The organism is Shewanella sp. AS16, assembly GCF_021412365.1.
Taxonomy (GTDB): domain Bacteria; phylum Pseudomonadota; class Gammaproteobacteria; order Enterobacterales; family Shewanellaceae; genus Shewanella; species Shewanella salipaludis.
Genome location: NZ_JAKCLK010000001.1, coordinates 237,173 through 254,282, shown reverse-complemented (window position 1 = coordinate 254,282; position 17,110 = coordinate 237,173). Strand labels below are relative to the sequence as shown.

18 protein-coding genes and 1 riboswitch are annotated in these 17,110 nt (G+C 58.9%); of the genes, 16 read left to right on the top strand and 2 right to left on the bottom strand.

Features of this window, described 5'->3' with window-relative positions; genetic code table 11:
• The first annotated feature begins 13 nt into the window (after positions 1–13).
• The 3 genes from LZP73_RS01215 to bioD are packed head-to-tail and all read left to right on the top strand — an operon-like array spanning position 14 to position 2,930.
• Complete coding sequence (locus LZP73_RS01215) at positions 14–1,219, top strand: aminotransferase class I/II-fold pyridoxal phosphate-dependent enzyme (RefSeq protein ID WP_234232685.1); 1,206 nt, start codon at positions 14–16, stop codon at positions 1,217–1,219.
• Between the two features lie 45 nt (positions 1,220–1,264).
• Positions 1,265–2,227, top strand: coding sequence for a methyltransferase domain-containing protein (locus LZP73_RS01210; protein WP_234232684.1), 963 nt, complete (start codon positions 1,265–1,267; stop codon positions 2,225–2,227).
• Between the two features lie 4 nt (positions 2,228–2,231).
• Positions 2,232–2,930, top strand: a complete 699-nt coding sequence (gene bioD / locus LZP73_RS01205) for a dethiobiotin synthase (RefSeq protein ID WP_234233308.1) — start codon at positions 2,232–2,234, stop codon at positions 2,928–2,930.
• A gap of 343 nt (positions 2,931–3,273) precedes the next feature.
• On the opposite strand, the gene pepE is transcribed toward bioD, so the two are convergent.
• Entirely contained in the window at positions 3,274–3,990 is a 717-nt protein-coding gene (gene pepE / locus LZP73_RS01200; RefSeq protein WP_234232683.1) for a dipeptidase PepE, read from the bottom strand.
• Between the two features lie 214 nt (positions 3,991–4,204).
• Between pepE and htpX the strand changes: the two genes are divergently transcribed.
• Complete coding sequence (htpX, locus tag LZP73_RS01195) at positions 4,205–5,068, top strand: protease HtpX (RefSeq protein WP_234232682.1); 864 nt, start codon at positions 4,205–4,207, stop codon at positions 5,066–5,068.
• A 115-nt stretch (positions 5,069–5,183) separates the two neighbouring features.
• Here htpX and LZP73_RS01190 read toward each other — a convergent pair whose 3' ends face one another.
• Positions 5,184–6,950, bottom strand: coding sequence for a M61 family metallopeptidase (locus tag LZP73_RS01190; RefSeq protein ID WP_234232681.1), 1,767 nt, complete (start codon positions 6,948–6,950; stop codon positions 5,184–5,186).
• A 145-nt stretch (positions 6,951–7,095) separates the two neighbouring features.
• Here LZP73_RS01190 and hinT point away from each other — a divergent pair, with 145 nt between their 5' ends.
• The 12 genes from hinT to LZP73_RS01130 all read left to right on the top strand — a co-directional run bounded on the left by hinT (position 7,096) and on the right by LZP73_RS01130 (position 17,043).
• A complete protein-coding gene (gene hinT / locus LZP73_RS01185) occupies positions 7,096–7,452 on the top strand; it encodes a purine nucleoside phosphoramidase (RefSeq protein WP_234232680.1) in 357 nt (118 codons plus the stop codon).
• The gene (locus LZP73_RS21515; protein ID WP_234232679.1) at positions 7,449–8,441 is read left to right on the top strand and encodes a PaaI family thioesterase; all 993 of its coding nucleotides are present in this window, start codon (positions 7,449–7,451) and stop codon (positions 8,439–8,441) included. Before hinT ends, LZP73_RS21515 begins: the two co-directional genes overlap by 4 nt.
• A 36-nt stretch (positions 8,442–8,477) precedes the next feature.
• Positions 8,478–8,882, top strand: coding sequence for a YcfL family protein (locus LZP73_RS01175; protein ID WP_234232678.1), 405 nt, complete (start codon positions 8,478–8,480; stop codon positions 8,880–8,882).
• A gap of 131 nt (positions 8,883–9,013) precedes the next feature.
• Positions 9,014–9,123, top strand: a riboswitch (TPP riboswitch).
• A gap of 54 nt (positions 9,124–9,177) precedes the next feature.
• Positions 9,178–11,346 carry a TonB-dependent receptor gene (locus tag LZP73_RS01170; RefSeq protein WP_234232677.1) on the top strand — a complete coding sequence of 723 codons (2,169 nt, stop codon included), beginning with the start codon at positions 9,178–9,180 and terminating at the stop codon, positions 11,344–11,346.
• An 85-nt stretch (positions 11,347–11,431) separates the two neighbouring features.
• Positions 11,432–11,692 (top strand): hypothetical protein, encoded by a 261-nt coding sequence (locus LZP73_RS01165; protein ID WP_169562961.1) that lies wholly within the window; start codon positions 11,432–11,434, stop codon positions 11,690–11,692.
• A 99-nt stretch (positions 11,693–11,791) separates the two neighbouring features.
• Positions 11,792–12,445: a nicotinamide riboside transporter PnuC gene (gene pnuC, locus LZP73_RS01160; protein ID WP_234232676.1), complete on the top strand. Its 654-nt coding sequence runs from the start codon at positions 11,792–11,794 to the stop codon at positions 12,443–12,445.
• A 2-nt stretch (positions 12,446–12,447) separates the two neighbouring features.
• Positions 12,448–13,431, top strand: a complete 984-nt coding sequence (locus LZP73_RS01155; RefSeq protein ID WP_234232675.1) for a phosphotransferase — start codon at positions 12,448–12,450, stop codon at positions 13,429–13,431.
• Between the two features lie 72 nt (positions 13,432–13,503).
• Positions 13,504–14,349 carry a DUF6279 family lipoprotein gene (locus LZP73_RS01150; RefSeq protein ID WP_234232674.1) on the top strand — a complete coding sequence of 282 codons (846 nt, stop codon included), beginning with the start codon at positions 13,504–13,506 and terminating at the stop codon, positions 14,347–14,349.
• Positions 14,350–14,442: 93 nt separating this feature from the next.
• Positions 14,443–15,039, top strand: coding sequence for an HvfX family Cu-binding RiPP maturation protein (locus LZP73_RS01145; RefSeq protein WP_234232673.1), 597 nt, complete (start codon positions 14,443–14,445; stop codon positions 15,037–15,039).
• A 103-nt stretch (positions 15,040–15,142) separates the two neighbouring features.
• A complete protein-coding gene (locus LZP73_RS01140; RefSeq protein WP_234232672.1) occupies positions 15,143–15,691 on the top strand; it encodes an NAD(P)H nitroreductase in 549 nt (182 codons plus the stop codon).
• A gap of 39 nt (positions 15,692–15,730) precedes the next feature.
• Complete coding sequence (locus LZP73_RS01135) at positions 15,731–16,240, top strand: GNAT family N-acetyltransferase (protein ID WP_234232671.1); 510 nt, start codon at positions 15,731–15,733, stop codon at positions 16,238–16,240.
• 179 nt (positions 16,241–16,419) lie between these two features.
• On the top strand, positions 16,420–17,043 hold the full coding sequence (locus tag LZP73_RS01130; protein ID WP_234233307.1) for a 2OG-Fe(II) oxygenase: 624 nt from the start codon (positions 16,420–16,422) through the stop codon (positions 17,041–17,043).
• Positions 17,044–17,110: the final 67 nt, after the last annotated feature.

Sequence of the window (17,110 nt, the reverse complement as noted above, 5' to 3'; positions counted from 1 at the left end):
CAAGAGCCGGTCGATGAGCCCACTGACGGCAAAGATAGCCGCCCGCCAGCACGCCCTGGCCTCCCAGGGATTGCTGCGCCGCCGTCAGGCGTTGGCGGTATCGCCCCCGGCGCAGCCTCAGGCATGCGCCGGCCCGCGCTTCGTGCTCGAGGGCAAGTCCTTCCTCAACTTCAGCAGTAACGACTATCTCGGCTTGTCCCTGGAGCCGGCGCTGGCCGATGCCTTGCATCTGGCGGCCAAACGCTATGGCGTCGGCAGCGGCGCCTCGCCTTTGGTCACGGGTTACAGTGAGGCCCACCAGGCGCTGGAGCAACACTTGTGTGCGCTCACAGGCCATGAGGCGGCGCTGCTGTTTTGTTCGGGTTTCAGTGCCAACGGCGCCCTGATGAAGACACTGTTCGATGCCCAAGACATTGTACTGGCCGACAAGCTGGTGCATGCCTCGGTGATCGACGGCCTCAGGGACAGCGGCGCAACCCTGAAGCGCTTCCTGCATAATTCGACAGAGGGCGCCGGGCGCTTGCTGGCCCGGCATGGGGCGGCGGCGCTGATCACCGAAAGTGTGTTCAGCATGGATGGCGACATCGCCCCCTTGGCCGAGTTGTCTGCCCTGTGTCGGCAGCATGGCAGCTGGCTCATCGTCGATGACGCCCATGGTTTCGGCGTACTGGGCGAGCAGGGGCTGGGCGCGAACGCCTTATGCCAAGAGGCTGATGCCGCCGGGGTCGACGTGCAGGTGATCACCTTCGGCAAGGCCCTGGGCTGCCAGGGCGCGGCCGTGCTCGGCAGCCGGGAGCTGATCGATTTCCTGGTGAGCAATGCCCGTGAATACATATACTCCACCGCCCTGTCGCCCGCCAATGCGGCATTGGCGTTGGCGGCGAGCCGCTTTGCCCTGGATAATCCGCAGCTGCTGGCCGGACTCACGGAGAACATCCGCTGCTTCACCCGGCTATGCCGGGAGGCCAAGGTGCCGCTGCTGGCGTCGGCTACCGCCATCCAGCCGGTGATCATAGGGGATGCGGCCAAGACCATGGCTGTGGCCCAGGCGCTGCGCGAACTCGGCCTCTGGGTCGGCGCCATTCGTCCGCCGACTGTGCCGGCCGGCTCGGCGCGGCTGCGGCTGACCCTGAGTGCCCGCCATACCCGGGCGGATATCGAATTCTGTGTCGCGGCGCTGTCACAGGTGCTGACCCAGGCAGCCGGCCCCAAGCCATAGTCAGGGCACCAGCCCAACATTTTGCAGCAAGATATGAATCAAGGCATGAAGCAAGACACTAATTCACAAGATACAGGTTCACAGGGCACGAGTTCACAGGACACTTGTCAACAAAACCGGGGTTCAACGGATGGCGGCCTGGTGCAGGTCGGCGCGCGTTTTTCTGCCGCCGCCGGGCGCTACAAGCAACACGATGTGTTGCAGCGTCTCAGCGCCCGCTCGCTGTTGAGCCAGTTCAGCCCCAAGGGCAGATTGCTCGACATAGGCGCCGGCCCCGGCACGGATTTTCCGGGCAATGCCCGGGTCTTTGCCCTGGATATCGCCCAGGGCATGCTCGAAACCTTGGCGCTATCTTATCCGGATTACATAGCGGTAGCGGGCGATGCCCAGCGACTGCCCTTCCAGGATGCCAGCTTCGATTGCCTCTATTCCAACCTGGCGTTGCAATGGTGTGCGGATTTTCCCCAAGCGGTAGCGGAAGCGGCGCGGGTGCTGCGCCCCGATGGTGAGTTTCACCTGAGCCTGGTGGCGCAAGACAGTCTGTTCGAACTCAGTCAGCTCGGCTTGGCGGTCAATGGCTTCCGGTCACTGCCGGTGCTGCGCGGCGCCTTCGAGCGTGCGCCCGGCTCTGGCCCTGGTTGTGGCTCTGGCAATGGCACTGGCTCAGACTCTGGCTCAGAGAAGGCCGGGTGGCAAGTGCTCTCGGCCGAGTTGGTCCCCATGACAGTCTACTTCCCGGATCTGAGGAGCCTCTTGTATTCCATCAAGGGGGTAGGGGCCTCCATTCATGTGACGCCAACGCCGCCGGGCACAAGCGAGAGCATGAACTCCCAGACCAGACTCCCTACCGGCCCTGCGGGCAGTACAGCGACCGGCACAGCAAAAGGGCTGCGCGGCCGCCGGGACTGGCTCAGGCTGGTGGCTGCGGCAGAAGCGCTGCGCATCCCCCAAGGCTTGCCCTTGACCTATCAGATAGCGCAGATCCGCGCCCGGCGCTTGGAGCCTTAATATGATGTACTTCGTCGCAGGCACAGACACAGACAGCGGCAAGACCCTGGTGAGCTCGGCGCTCTTGTTGGCGGCGAAAGGGCTAATGTCCGGGGCGGGCCGGCCCATGTCGACCCTGGGGATCAAACCCATAGCCTCTGGCTGCATGTTAACGCCGGCCGGGCTGAGAAACAGCGATGCCTTGCAGCTGCTGGCGGCCTCGTCAGTCAAGCTGGCGTACCGGCAGATCAATCCCATAGCCTTCGAACCCGCCATAGCGCCGCATATAGCGGCGGCCAAGGTGGGGGTTTCCCTGAGTCCCGAGGCCGTGTTGGCGCAGCTGGATTTAGCCGCCTTCGCCGAGGCCGATTTCTGCCTGATAGAAGGCGCCGGCGGCTGGCGCCTGCCACTGGGGCAGGGACGTTACCTGTCGGAGCTGGTGCAGAGCCTGTCTATCCCTGTGATCTTGGTGGTCGGCATGAAGCTCGGTTGTCTCAACCATGCCTTGCTGACCCAGGAAGCGATACTGGCCGACGGCCTGGAGATCGCCGGCTGGGTCGCCAACTGTGTCGACCCTGAGATGAGCATGTTCGAGGAAAATCTCGACAGCCTGAAGGAGATCATGAGTGCACCCATGCTTGGCTGCATTCCCTTCCTGGAGGAAGCCAACGCGGCCAGGGCCGCCGAATTCCTCAGCCTGGAGGCGCTGGCAAAACACAGTTAGCCGCCCCCGAGCGTCAGCTTACCCGCTTCGGCTCCAGGTTATGGCAAGTGACCTTGCTGGAGCTTTGGCTGCAGTTGCACCTCGACGCCGGATAACGCTTTGCTGCGTCCGGCGCCGAAGGCGCACCTCAAATGATCTGCACCACTAAAAGTGGACACTGTTGCGTCACCGAGCCTAGAAAGACAAGGAGCTTGAAATCCAATGCCAACGCGATTGCCGGCAGGCATCTTCAACTAAACGTACCATGCGCTATGCGACAAGAATGGGCCGGGCTTGAACGTCACCATGAACATTTGAGCCGGACACTTGGCGGCGATTAAGCCGCCAGCCGGCTTGGGCGTGGTTATTTCGTCTTCAGCATGTGCGACAGATCACTGCCGACCGGAATGGGAATTTCCTGCTGTTGGCCGCAGAAGAGCACCCCTTCCTTGTCGCCTATGAGGGATAACTTATCGCCCTGGCGCCACAGGGCCGTGCCTTCCTGGATGCCGACCACGGGCGTGAGCGGATCCACCAGGGTGAATTCCAACAAGCGCTGGGCGCGGGTCTCGCCATTGTGTCCCGGCGGCTGGAAGTTGCTGTAATGGGGGTTCAGCTGGAAGGGCACCAGTCCCAAGGCGGTGAAGGACGGCGGCTCTATGATGGGCATGTCGTTGGTGGTGCGTATGCTCAGGCCGGCGATGTTCGAGCCTGCGCTCCAGCCTATGTAGGGCTTGCCGTTGGCGACCTGCTCACGGATCAGGTGCAGCAAATCGTAGCGATACAACTCATGCAACAGGTGGAAGGTGTTGCCGCCACCGACCAGTATGCCGTCGGCGTCCAGCAGTGCCTGACGCGGATCGGCATGCTGATGTATGCCCGAGATGTCCAGGCGCAGTTCGCTCAGGCCGCTCACCACCTTGGCCAGATAAGCGTCGTAGCTCATGCTGACACCTGCGTAGGGGATGAATACCCATTTCTGGGCCTTGGCGGTCAGGGGCTTGATAAAGGGGATGGCGTGGGCCAGGTAGGGGGTGTCGCCCACCCGGGAGCTGCTGATGAGTAAGGTGTTGATTGTCATTCTTATGTCCTGTAAGGGAGGTATCAGCTTATGCTAACAAAGATCCCAGTCAATCGACACAGGCTTAACACATCATTGTCCGGGTGGCGTTGGGGTAACCGATTTATCCCAGATGAACAAATATTTATCTTCTGCCTCTTGAATTTATTTGGTTCTGACATATTATGTCTTGCAAGAACATGTATTGGCATCTCGTTGCCGTTAAGGAGCTCGAATGAAGCGTATATTATTGTTGGTAGGGACCAACCTGGCGGTGTTGCTGGTGGCCTCTATTGTGATGTCCCTGCTCGGGGTGAATACTTCCAGCATGACGGGCCTGTTGGTGTTTGCGGCTATCTTCGGTTTCGGCGGCGCCTTCATCAGCCTGGCTATTTCCAAGTGGATGGCCAAGAAGACCATGGGCTGCGAGGTCATCACCAGCCCGAGGGACAATACCGAGCGTTGGTTGCTGGACACTGTGGCGCGTCAGGCCAAGCAGTCCGGCATCAAGATGCCGGAAGTGGCTGTGTATCAATCGCCCGAGATGAATGCTTTCGCCACAGGCCCAAGCAAAGACAATGCCTTGGTGGCCGTGAGCACAGGCTTGCTCTACGGCATGAACCAGGATGAAATTGAGGGTGTGTTGGCCCATGAAGTCAGCCACGTCGCCAACGGCGACATGGTGACCCTGACCCTGATCCAGGGCGTGGTCAATACCTTCGTGATCTTCGCCGCCCGTGTTGTTGCCGGCATAATCAACAACGTCGTCGCCAGCAACGATGAAGAAGGCGAGGGCCTGGGCATGTTCGCTTACATGGCAGTGGTGTTCGTGCTGGACATGCTGCTGGGGATCCTGGCGTCCATCATAGTGGCCTATTTCTCCAGGGTGCGTGAGTTCAAGGCCGATGCCGGTGCGGCGCGTCTGGCAGGCAAGAACAAGATGATAGCGGCGCTGGAGCGCCTGCGTCAGGGGCCAGAGAGCGGCGCCATGCCGGCGCAGATGGCGGCATTCGGCATCAACGGCAAACGCTCCATGGCCGAGATGCTGATGAGCCATCCGCCACTGGAGAAGCGCATCGCGGCGCTGAAGGCAAGCTAATAAGGTTAACCAGGTTTGAAGTGTGTTTGGGAGGCGAAAGCCTCCCTTTTTTATGTGTGCAGGAACGGGTTTACGGCATGGCGGCCATGCCGGGTCTGCTGATATGGCGCGCTGGTTAGCGTGTCAACCAGCGGGCGGCGAGTTCCGCCTGGGTGATGCTCAGTGACACTGTATCCAACGGCGCGGCCAGCAGCGGCAGTTCGCCTGTCATCAGCTCGTCGCGTCTGAACCAGTGCAGCGTCAGGGTCTCGCCTTCATGGTAGTTCTGCAGCAACTGCTCGAACTGGGCCGTCACCTGCAAGTTGTCGGCGGCGAGCAACAGGTCGCCGGCACTGAGTCCCGCCCGGTGGGCGGCGCCGCCCTGGCTCACGCTGATGAGTCTCAGCCCCATGGCTTCGGCCTTGAACTTGGCCCCCAGGCTCAGCTTGAGCCCAGTGGGGGGGCCGCCGCCAAGATCCTGTTGGCCGCTGCTGGCCCTGAGGTTGAGGGCCACCCCAAATTGCGCCAGCAAGGGGGCCAGGGGGATGTCGTCGGTGCGGCTGAGGAAGCTGAAGATATCGTCACAGTTGCGGCCGAGCAGGCGCTCGACTATGCGCTGGTGGCTGTCGTTGTCCGTGCCGCGGCCCGTCAGGCCGAACTCCTGCCACAGGGCCCGCATCAGGTGGTCCAGGTTGTATTGCCCCTGAGTCTCGAGACGCAGGGTCAAGTCCAGGTACAGGGCAAACAGGGCACCCTTGGTGTAATAGCTGATGATGGCGTTGTCGGCATTTTCATCTTGCTTGTAGAACTTGGTCCAGGCGTTGAAGCTCGAGTCCTTGAGGGTCTGGATGAAGCGGCCGCGGCTGCGCTGCACCCGGGTCATGGTCTGGCTGAGCATCTCCAGGTAGCTCGCCTCATCGACCAGCCCGGCCCTGAAGGTAAGGAAGTCGTCGTAATAGGAGGTGATGCCTTCGTAGGCCCAGAGCTGCTCCGTATAGCTCTCGCTGTCCAGTTTGTAGGGCACGAATGCCGCGGGTTTGATGCGCTTGACGTTCCAACTGTGGAAATATTCATGGCTGCATAGCGACAAATAAGTGCGATAGTCCTTGTTGACTTCTGCCGTCATGGACAGCGGCAGATCTTTGCGCGAGCACATGAGCGCTGTGGAGGCCCTATGCTCCAGGCCGCCGAAGCCATTGTCCAGCACCGTGGTCATGAAGAGGTAGCGCTCGAAGGGGGCAGGGGTGCCGAACAGGGCTATCTGATAGTCGCAGATGGCCTTGAGATCCTGGCATAGGCGTTCCATGCAGCATAGGTGGCGGCCGTTGAGCACCACGTCGTGGCGCACGCCGCCGGCCTCGAAACTGCCGAGGCTGAAGTCACCCATTTCCACCGGATGATCTATCAGTTCATCATAGCTTTCGGCAGTGAAGCTGCCGAAAGCGAAGTCGTCGCCCGAGGCACGCGTCATGGCGGTGGCCAGGCGCCAGGAGGTGAAGGGCTCGCCGTCGGGGGCGCAGATCTCCAGCTTATGCTCACTGGCCTCGAAGCCCTTGGCCGCCAGGAACACACTGCTGCCGTTGAAGAAACCATGGCGGCTGTCCAGGTGGGCGGTACGTACCGACAGGTCCCAGGCATACACCCTGTAACTCAGGTGCAGCTCGTGGCCGTTGCCCAGCACTGCCCAGGTCTGTTTATCCAACTGTTCCAGCGTCAGGCTGTTATCTTTCTCATCCTTTGCCTGCAGATCTATGATGTTTTTGGCAAAATCCCGCACCATATAGCTGCCGGGCAACCAGGCCGGCAGCGACAGCTGTTGTACCGGGTTGGGTTTAAGCAGGGTCATTTCGACCTGAAAGAGATGGGCGTTGGGGTCCAGCGGAATTATCCGGTAGTTAATCATCTGTTGTCCTGAGCGGCTATTGTTAGAATACGGCTTGAGCCAGTGGCCCACATGCTGCCAAAAATCGGCGTTGGCTGCAATTGGCGCGTCACAAAGTGTTGAATTACGAGTATACTAGCCAAGTTGCCCCAAGGAGGAATGACCCATGGCAGAAGAAACCATTTTCAGTAAAATTATTCGTCGTGAGATCCCGGCCGATATCCTGTACCAGGATGAATTGGTCACCGCATTTCGCGACATCTTCCCCAAAGCGCCGCTCCATATATTGATAGTCCCCAACCATTTGATCGCCACCGCCAACGATGTCAAGGCATCGGATGAACTGGCGCTGGGGCGCATGGTCACAGTGGCGGCCAAATTGGCCGCCGAGGCAGGCATAGCCGAGGATGGCTATCGGCTGATAATGAACTGCAACAGTCACGGTGGCCAGGAGGTGTATCACATTCACATGCACCTGCTCGGTGGCGCAGCGCTTGGCCCCATGCTGAGCCAGCGTCTATGAAGGTCAACCCGGACTTTTTCCCTCTGACCCAGTTGGCGGGGCGTTTCGTCAACCAGCTGGCCCAGTGCCGGCGTCTGGGGCTGACGGTGCATGAGGCCAGCGAGCATCATGTGCTGATCGAGCTGCCCTACAGTCAAGAGTTGATAGGTTACCCAGATACAGGGGTGATCCACGGTGGTGTGATTACCACCCTGATGGACACCGCCTGTGGCAGCGCCGTGGTGTGTGCCATCTTCGACAAGTTTGCCTCGCTGGAGATCTCGCCGACCCTGGACTTGCGGGTCGACTATATGAAACCGGCCGAGCCCAACAAGCCTGTCTATGCGTTCGCCGAATGCTATAAGCTGGCCTCCAGCATCGCCTTCACCCGGGCGATCGCCTACCAGGACAGCATAGACGATCCCATAGCCCATGCCGTGGGGTCCTTCATGCGCATCAGCCCTGAGATGGTCGGCGATGAGTTTCGCAAGGCCCTGATGGGCAAGGACGGCGACAAGGGCCAGGCCAACGAGGCCAGCGTGACCCAGTCCCATCCCGCCCTGGATGTGAAAGGCCCGCTGGATGTCAAGGGCATAGTCAAACGCGCCACAGAGCTGAACGATTTCGGTCACCTGCTGGAGCATGTGCCCTATGCCAAGTTTGTCGGCATGGCGGTGGAGCGTTTCGGTGATGAGCTGGTGTTTAAATTGCCGGCCAAGGACGACAACATAGGCAATCCCGTGTTGCCGGCGATCCACGGCGGGGTGATAGCCGGGTTCATGGAGATGTCGGCGATAGTCCAGCTGATGGTGTTCATGCAGACCTCCAAGGTGCCTAAGGTGGTGGATTTCTCCATCGACTACCTGAGGGCCGGCTATCATAAGGATACCTTCGCCGAATGCCGCATCACCCGTCAGGGACGCAGGGTCGCCAACGTCAACATCAATTGTTGGCAGACCAACCGCAAACAGTTGATCGCTACCGCCAGGGCTCACTTCCTGGTCGACTAGTGTATCGAGCAAGCTAAGCAAACAGGGAGAGTAGAGATGAAAGCGACATATCTGTTATTGGCGGCCATGGCGGCATCCGCCTTGGTTGGCTTAAGCGCCTGTGCCCCCCATACCGCCGGGGTCGCAGTGAATTCCGCCGGCGACGTCAGGGTAGACAATGCCGGCCTGGCCCGCCAGGTGGCGGTCGAGCATGCCGGCAGCAGGCTGCAGGCCGGACTGTTGCAAGGCTCGGCGGTCGTTGCCAGCAAGGTAGGCACAGATCTGCATTTGCAGTACAAGTTCACCTGGTTCGATGCCGGCGGTTATAGCCTGGAAGGGGAGGCCGGCAGCTGGAAGCCGCTCAAGCTGCATGGCAAGCAGCAGCTGCAGGTCAATGCGCTGGCACCCAATGCCAATGCGGTCGCCTTCGAAGTCTATGTCAGGGAAGCCATCTCCAACTGAGGCAGGCCCTGTCGTTGGTGGCCAACTGAAGATAAAAACGCCGCTTTGCCGGCGTTTTGTTTTTTGCCGCAATGAGTTCCACATCAAGGTGATACAAACCTGTCATCTTGTTGCCTAACTCGGGTATACTTGCCGGCGCCAAGGGGTGTTCTGTGCCAAGCACCGAACTGAGATGTCGAACGATGAACCCTTAGAACCTGATCCGGCTAATACCGGCGTAGGAATGGGCCTGTCAATTGCGCACTTCTGAATCGCTTACACTTTGCCGGATCTCAAACTGAATATTTGAGGTCCTATGTTTACCCTGAAACCCGAGTCTGTGCTGTCACTGGCTATCTTAGCCGCCTTGTCTCCGGCCGCACTGGCGCAAACCGCCACGCTCACCGAAACCCTTCCCGAAGAAAAAATGGACGTCATGGTTGTGACCGCCGACTTTCGTGCCACCTCCATCGAAGACGTACCTGCGAGTCTCAGCGTCCTGGATCGCCAGCGCTTGCTGGACGATGGCGGGCAAAACTTCCAGGATGTGCTCAATGCCATTCCCAACATGAACTGGTCCGGCGGCAGCTCCAGGGCCAGGTATTTCCAAATTCGCGGTGTCGGCGATCAGGAAGAATACCAGGGCGCGCCCAACTCTTCGGTCGGCTTCTTCATCGATGACATTGACTTGTCCGGCCTGGGCATGGCATCCAATCTGTTTGACATAGAGCAGGTGGAAGTGCTGCGTGGCCCACAGAGCACTTTGTTCGGGGGCAATGCATTGGCCGGGGCGATTTACCTCAAGAGTGCCGAGCCAACCGCAGTGACGGAAGCCGGCGCCGAGTTGACCCTGGGCACAGACGCTCTCTGGAGCGCCGGGGCTTATGCCAGCGGCGCCTTGAATGCCGACGAGACCTTGCTTGGGCGGGTGTCTGTTTCTTCCCATAAGGAAGATGGTTTCATGGACAACGCCTACCTGGGACGCGACGATACCAATGCCCGTGATGAGCTGTCGGCCAAGGCCAAGTTGCGTTGGTACGCTACGGATGCACTGCAGCTGGATTTCACCCTGTTGCAGGGCAATTTTGACAATGGCTATGATGCCTGGTCCCTGGACAGCAACGGCGACACTACCTACTCGGACAGACCCGGTGTCGATACCCAGGACACCACGGCCGCTGGCCTGAAAGTGACTTGGCAGGCCAATGACAATTGGTCACTTGAGTCGCGCACCAGCTTCGCCGACACCAAGCAGCGTCAGGCCTACGACGGCGACTGGGCCAACCCCGAATACTGGGCCAACCTGAGCTGTTATGGTGCGCCCTGTGTCTATGATTATTGGTGGGACAAGACCGCCGACAGGCAGAATTTCACCCAGGAGCTGAGATTGCTGTCCAGCCAGGCAGGGCGGATTTTCGCCGGCACCACAGACTGGTTGTTCGGCGGCTATTACAATCGCTTGTCCGAAGCCAATGCGTTACAGATAGAGCAGCGCTACAGTCCGGATCCCCTGGATGTGAGCAACCTCAACAGCGATTACAACGCCACCAAGCTGGCCGGCTTTGCCCAACTGGATACCTACCTGGGCCAGTGGCACTATTCCGCCGGTGTGCGTTTCGAGCATTGGCAGAGCGATTATCAGGATGATTCGAAGCAAGCCGACAACAGTTTCTCGCCCTCGGAAAACCTGTGGGGCGGCCATGTGTCTGTGAGCTATCAATTCGAATCGGATCAGATGCTCTACGCCAAGGTGTCCCGCGGTTATAAGTCGGGCGGCTTCAACATGGATCTGCCGGCGGCATTGAGCCAGTACCGCAACTTCGATTCCGAGACCTTGTACAATTACGAACTGGGCCACAGCGGCTCCTGGTTCGATGGCGCACTCGCCAGCCGGGTATCTGTGTTCTACATGGACAGACAAGATCAACAGGTCGATGCCTCGGTGCAAATTCCCAACAGCGGCGATTTCCAGTTGTACACGGCCAATGCCAGCAGCTCGACCAACTATGGTCTGGAAGCCGAAGCCACCTGGTATCTGAGCAGCAGTCTGGAGCTCTACGGCTCCCTTGGCTTGCTCAAGGCCAAATATGACCAATACAGCTATGACGATGGTTATGGCGGCCTGGTCGATCTGTCCGGGCGTGAGCTCGCCCATGCCCCCAACTATAATTACCAGTTGGGCGGCACCTGGCATAGCGACGCCGGCTGGTTCGCCAACCTGAACCTGACTGGGATGGACGCCTTCTACTATTCTGACAGCAATGACTCTGTCTCGAACGACTATAGGTTAGTCAATGCCCGCCTCGGATACCAAACGCCCAGCTGGTCCGTGTATCTCTGGGGCCGCAACCTGACGGATGAAGCCTACGGCGTGCGTGGTTTCTTCTTCGGCAACGAACCCAACCTGGACTGGGCATCGCAGCAATATATACGTTACGGTGATCCCAGGCAGTTGGGGATCAGCTTCAGATACGATTATCTGTAGGGCTGAAGGTCATCAGAGTTGGCGACAAGGGGCCTGTGCCGGTTCTGGCACAGGCCAAAGTAAAGCACGCAATCCGGAGATAGAGATGAAACTCACGGCAGAAATCAGCATGTACCCGCTGCAAGACAATTACCTGGACCCCATAAGGTGGTTCATCGCCCGGGTCGATGCCTACCCCAACATAGAGAGGGTCACCAACGCCATGGCGACCCAGGTGTGCGGCGACTACCCGGACGTCATGGCCATGCTTGCCAAAGAGATGGCGGCGGCACACCAGAAGTGGGGCAAGGCGGTATTTGTGTGTAAGTTTATCGGCGGTGAACTCGACTTGGCGCATAGCGAGTAGGTCGCTGTTGTGCTCAAGGCCAGCGACAAGCAAGCGACGAGTTAAGAGACAAACAAGCGACTAAGTAAGAAACAAATAAGCGAGAAGCAGAGAGACAGCATGACAGAATTCTGGTTAAGCCTGGTCGACACCCTGAGTTCGGCTTCGGCCGAGGTACAGCTGATGACCGCCTGGGAAGCGCTCGCCGTGGTATTGGCCTTGGCCTACCTCTTGCTGGCGATGAAGGCCAATGTCTGGTGCTGGGGAGCGGCCTTTGCCAGCACGGCCATCTACACAGTGCTTTTCTGGCGGGTGGCCCTGCTGATGGAGTCAGTGCTCAACATCTATTACATGCTGATGGCGGTCTACGGTTACTGGCTCTGGAGCCAGGGCGGCGAGCAGCATGCCGGGGTCGAGGTCAGCAGTTGGCCGCTGAAGACGCACCTGAGCCTGATTGCGGGAACCGCGCTGCTCTCCCTGGGCGTGGGCCACATGATGGCGACCTACACCCAGGCGGCCTTTCCCTATCTCGATGCGGCGACCAGCTGTTTCGCCGTGATGACCACCTATTTGGTGGCGAAAAAGGTACTGGAGAACTGGCTCTACTGGGTGGTGATAGATCTCGTCTCCATTTACCTCTACCTCAACAAGGGTCTGATGCTGACCTCCTTGCTATTCGTGTTCTATGTCGGCCTGGCTGTCGGGGGTTATTTCCTGTGGCGCGGTGCATTGCGGCAACGTCAGAGCCAGTCTCTGGCCGTACAGGGCCACTGAGCTTGCCCGTCTCCGGCTTACCGGCACAGGTGCTCGCCGCCTTGCCACGCTACTACCTGAGCCAGGTTAGCGGGGTTGAGGTGCTGAGCCAGGGACTGAGCAACAGCAACTACCTGCTGCAGACCAGGGCATTGAGCAACAAGGCACAGGGCATCAAAGCACCGGGCACCCAGGCCTGGGTGCTCAGGGTCAACAGCCGGGCATCCAGTTTCCTGTGTAACAGGGCCGAGGAAGTCGCCAACTGGCGACTGGCCGAGTCCGGGGGCCTGGCGCCGGCGCTCCTGTGGGTCAGCGACGACCATCAATATTACCTGAGTGAATATGTTCCGCAGGCCTCCCCCCCCTGGGAGGCCTTGGCGGCCGCCGTGCCTGCGAGCGGAGACGGTCGCAGCGAGCCGCTGCGGCCCGATGCCGCCGGCCAATTGCTCGGCTTGTTGCAGCGGCTGCAAGCGTTACCGCTGCCGGCCAACGACATGAGTGTCGCGGGCCAGTGGCAGGCATACCTGCATAAGCTGCAACGCCTGGCGGCAGGGGCCGCTGCCGCGGACTGGCTGACCCGTCACCGCCGGCTGCTGGCGCTGACGCCGCACCTTGATGCTTGGCTGGTACGACTCGACGCCTGCCTGTTGCGCCACCAGTATTGTCATAGGGATCTCAATCCCCATAATCTGCTGTTGCGCAACAATCAGTTGGTCTGCATCGACTTTGAATATGCCTGCGCCTCCCATCCTCTGTTCGAATTGGCTGGGGTGTTGGCCAGCCATGGGCTGTCAGTTGCACAGCGGGATTGGCTGACGGCCCACTACTTGACCGGACACCCTCATCTCACGCCCGCTGCCGGGGCTGCCCTGACGAGTGCCATAGACATATATTGGGTGTTTGCCGCCTGCTGGGCCCTGCTGCTGGCGGGACAGGAAGTCGATGCCAAGCAACGCCAGGCGTACCTGGGCTGGTTCGACAGCTTTTACTGTCTTGTTACAAAATAGTGTTTTTTTGTGCTCCACAGCTGGGCTAAGCTAGCCGACGTCTTATTGAATACCTGGATGGATCCCTGGTCGATGAAAAAACTTTTCCCCTTGCTGCTCGGTGTCCTGCTGCTCGTCGGCTGTTCGACTAAATTCAGCTACCACTTTCTCGACTGGGCCATAGAGTGGGAGGTGGAAGACTATGTCACCCTCAATGACGAGCAGGAAAAGGCGTTCGAGGCCTTGGTCGATAAGTTTGTCGTCTGGCATCAAAAAGAAGAGTTGGCCCGTTATGCGGCGCAACTTGAATCCCTGGCCACCGCCATCAATGACCACAGCCTGACACCTCAGATGTGGGCCCGGCATATTGCCCAGGCCAAGGCGCACTGGTTCAGGTTGTTTGAATATGCCCTGCCGGATCTCTTGCCCTTGGTGGCCTCCTTCAGCGACGCGCAGGTCGGGGAAATCATAGGCGTCCTCAGGAAAAACGAGCGGGAACTGGTTGGGGAATATGCCGGCAAGACCCAGCTTCAGCTGGTGGCAGATTCGGACGCGCGCCTGACAGAGCAGTTCGACGACTGGCTCGGCAGTGTCAGCGAGGCGCAGCAAGCGCTTATTCATCAATACAATAGCCAAAGATTGGCTACACTGGATATGTGGCTGGAGTACCGCCATGAATGGCTCAGGCAATTCGAACAGGCATTGGCACAGCGCCAGGACAGGGCGTTGTTATCCGAGCGCCTGACGCTGTTGATGACCCGGCCGGATGAACTCAAGTCCGAGGTATATAAGGTCAAGTTGCAGCAAAATACCGAAAACTTCGGTGCCATGCTGCTGGCCGTCAGTCAGACCCTCTCGGCGAAGCAGGCGAAACATTTCAATAAGAAATTGAATAAGCTGATTAAAGATCTAATCGAACTGAACCAGGAAGCCTTCTGAGTGCCCAGAACATGCCGGGATGAAAGATATCTCCCTGTCTGGGGGTCTTATCCGGCAACCCAAACGGCAACCCACACAAATGAAGAGGTCAGCATGCAACTAGCCCCCCTATATCAGACGTTTCTCAACATGATCCGCTGCATCGACGGCCTGGCCCCCTTGGCATTGAGGCTCTATCTGGCCCCCGTGTTGATGCAGGCAGGTTACCAAAAACTGACGCATTTCGAAGACACTGCGGCCTGGTTCGGTAATCCAGACTGGGGATTGGGCCTGCCCATGCCGGAAGTCATGGCGGGTCTGGCGGCCGGCACCGAGTTTTTCGGTTCCATCCTGCTCTTGCTCGGCTTGGCGACCCGGATCATCAGCATCCCGCTGATGATCACCATGCTGGTGGCGGCCTTTACCGTGCATTGGCCCAATGGCTGGTTGGCCATAGCAGATCCCGGCTCCTGGCTCGCCAATGACAGGGTGATGGGCTCGGTGGAGCGCTTGTCCAGAGCCAGGGAGATATTGGAGCAATACGGTAACTATGAGTGGTTGACCGGCTCGGGTAACTTCGTGGTGCTCAACAACGGCATAGAGTTTGCCGCCACTTATTTCATCATGCTGTTGGCGCTGCTGGTGCTGGGCGGTGGACGTTATACCAGCCTGGACCATGTCATCGCCAGACGTCATGGGATTGCCGGCTAGCGCTTAGATGCCAAGATCCCACCCTTGGCGGTGGGATTTTTATGTTTATTGGCCGGCAATTTGTTATTCTCGAACGCAATAAGATTTCTGTAAGGACAATAAGTTGAACGCACAAGAACTGCTGCTTACCCGCCAATCCACCCCCAGGTTAACGGCACCGGCGCCGGATGAACGCCAGCTTAAAATCATTCTCGATGCTGCGGCCAGGGTGCCGGACCACGGCGGTCTGACGCCATGGGAATTTATCATCGCCAGGGACGAAGGGCTGGAACGGCTGGCGGCCATTTATGTCGAGGCGGCACAGGCTAAGGGCGCGGATGAGGACTTGCTGCGCAAGGCCAGGGGCATGCCGTTTCGCGCGCCCATGGTGATCACTGTGGTGGCCAAGACTCAGGTCCACCCCAAGGTGCCGGTTATCGAGCAGGAGATAGCTGCCGGTTGTGCCACCATGGCGATGCAACAGGCGGCGTTTTCCCTCGGGCTGGGTGGCGTCTGGCGTACCGGGGACTTCGCCTTCGATCCCCTGGTGAAACAGCGACTCGGCCTGACCCCGGCAGATCAGATAGTGGGCTTCCTCTATCTGGGCACGCCTGCGGTCAAGGCGCCCATCAAGGCCACCAGGGATGGCTCGGCGTTCGCCCGCTATCTCTAAGTCAGCCTGGAAGACAGGATTTTTGAACAGGAGTGCAGTATGTTAATCGAAACCGAAAGGCTAGTGTTACGTCAACTGCAGCGCAGCGATGCCGCCTTCATGCTGGCGCTGCTCAACAGCCAGGGATTTTTGGACAATATCGGCGATCGCGGGGTACGCACCCTGGCGCAGGCGAGTGACCATATTGCCAATGGCCCCATGGCCAGCTATGCCGAGTTCGGCTTCGGTCTGTATCGGGTGGAGTTGAAACCCACAGGCGAGGTGATAGGTAGCTGTGGCCTGATAAAACGTCCGACCCTGGCCGATGTCGACATAGGCTATGCCTTCCTGCCTCAATATGCAGGCAAGGGCTATGCGCTGGAGGCGGCAAAGGCCACTCTGGATCACGCCAGGGCGCTTGGCCTCGCCAGGTTGGTGGCAATAGTCAACCCCCAGAATCTGGCCTCCAAGGCGATCCTGGCAAGGCTCGGGCTCGGCTTCGAGGGTTATTGGCGACACTCTCCGGAGGCTCCCGAGATAGAACTTCACTCTATATGTTTAACTTGTTGAAATAAAAAGATTTAATTTAGTTGTCTTTGGCGGGACTTTACCCTAAAATTCCGTCAGTTTTTTTACCGGGATAGATGACATTTATCCTTTAATGACGCCCCTCGAAAATCAGGCTCGGAATCTTCCCCTCGAGCCCTTGAGTACAGCAAAAGCGTAGTCTCTTTTTGGATGTAGCAATGATGGTTTCGCAATTGAGTGAAGCTGTGCTGGATGTGATTGCAGATGCGCTGGCCGATAAGGGCTACGTCTCTCTGGCCGATGCCATTCCCACATGTGTGACCCAGGCTCTGCTGGAAAAGATGCAGACAGCGGCACTGAATGAATTCAGGCCGGCCGCCATAGGACGCGGGGTTGAGCAGCAGCTTAACCCCGAGATACGTTCGGACGTGATCAGTTGGCTCGATGCCTCGCAGCAGCCGGACAGTGCCTATCTGGCGCTCATGGCTCAGCTCAAGGATGGCCTCAACCGGCGTTTGTTTATGGGTCTGTTCGATTATGAAAGCCATTATGCCGTCTATCGACCCGGTGCCTTCTACCGCAAGCATCTGGATGCGCTCAAGGGCAGCCAAAACCGCATTTTGAGTACTGTGTGTTTCCTCAATCCCCATTGGCAAGCCGAACATAAGGGCGAGTTGGTGCTGTTCGACGAGGCGGGTACAGAGCTGCAGAGGATAGCGCCCAGGATGGGAACGCTGGTGATCTTCCTCAGCGAGCAATTTCCCCACGAAGTCAGGGAAACCCTGGCGGTGCGCAACAGCATTGCCGGCTGGTTTAGGGTCAGTAACAGCGTGCATGGATTCTGAGCCATCCAGGCCATGGCCTGGTGAATCACAGAGAGCCACGGCTTCCGGCAGGCAAGGGTTCTCTTTT

What these genes read in the sequence shown, in the direction of transcription:
- LZP73_RS01215 (WP_234232685.1), top strand. Translation starts at nt 14, where the DNA reads ATGAGCCCACTGACGGCAAAGATAGCCGCCCGCCAGCACGCCCTGGCC.
- LZP73_RS01210 (WP_234232684.1), top strand. Translation starts at nt 1,265, where the DNA reads ATGAAGCAAGACACTAATTCACAAGATACAGGTTCACAGGGCACGAGT.
- bioD (WP_234233308.1), top strand. Translation starts at nt 2,232, where the DNA reads ATGTACTTCGTCGCAGGCACAGACACAGACAGCGGCAAGACCCTGGTG.
- pepE (WP_234232683.1), bottom strand. Translation starts at nt 3,990, where the DNA reads ATGACAATCAACACCTTACTCATCAGCAGCTCCCGGGTGGGCGACACC.
- htpX (WP_234232682.1), top strand. Translation starts at nt 4,205, where the DNA reads ATGAAGCGTATATTATTGTTGGTAGGGACCAACCTGGCGGTGTTGCTG.
- LZP73_RS01190 (WP_234232681.1), bottom strand. Translation starts at nt 6,950, where the DNA reads ATGATTAACTACCGGATAATTCCGCTGGACCCCAACGCCCATCTCTTT.
- hinT (WP_234232680.1), top strand. Translation starts at nt 7,096, where the DNA reads ATGGCAGAAGAAACCATTTTCAGTAAAATTATTCGTCGTGAGATCCCG.
- LZP73_RS21515 (WP_234232679.1), top strand. Translation starts at nt 7,449, where the DNA reads ATGAAGGTCAACCCGGACTTTTTCCCTCTGACCCAGTTGGCGGGGCGT.
- LZP73_RS01175 (WP_234232678.1), top strand. Translation starts at nt 8,478, where the DNA reads ATGAAAGCGACATATCTGTTATTGGCGGCCATGGCGGCATCCGCCTTG.
- LZP73_RS01170 (WP_234232677.1), top strand. Translation starts at nt 9,178, where the DNA reads ATGTTTACCCTGAAACCCGAGTCTGTGCTGTCACTGGCTATCTTAGCC.
- LZP73_RS01165 (WP_169562961.1), top strand. Translation starts at nt 11,432, where the DNA reads ATGAAACTCACGGCAGAAATCAGCATGTACCCGCTGCAAGACAATTAC.
- pnuC (WP_234232676.1), top strand. Translation starts at nt 11,792, where the DNA reads ATGACAGAATTCTGGTTAAGCCTGGTCGACACCCTGAGTTCGGCTTCG.
- LZP73_RS01150 (WP_234232674.1), top strand. Translation starts at nt 13,504, where the DNA reads ATGAAAAAACTTTTCCCCTTGCTGCTCGGTGTCCTGCTGCTCGTCGGC.
- LZP73_RS01145 (WP_234232673.1), top strand. Translation starts at nt 14,443, where the DNA reads ATGCAACTAGCCCCCCTATATCAGACGTTTCTCAACATGATCCGCTGC.
- LZP73_RS01135 (WP_234232671.1), top strand. Translation starts at nt 15,731, where the DNA reads ATGTTAATCGAAACCGAAAGGCTAGTGTTACGTCAACTGCAGCGCAGC.
- LZP73_RS01130 (WP_234233307.1), top strand. Translation starts at nt 16,420, where the DNA reads ATGGTTTCGCAATTGAGTGAAGCTGTGCTGGATGTGATTGCAGATGCG.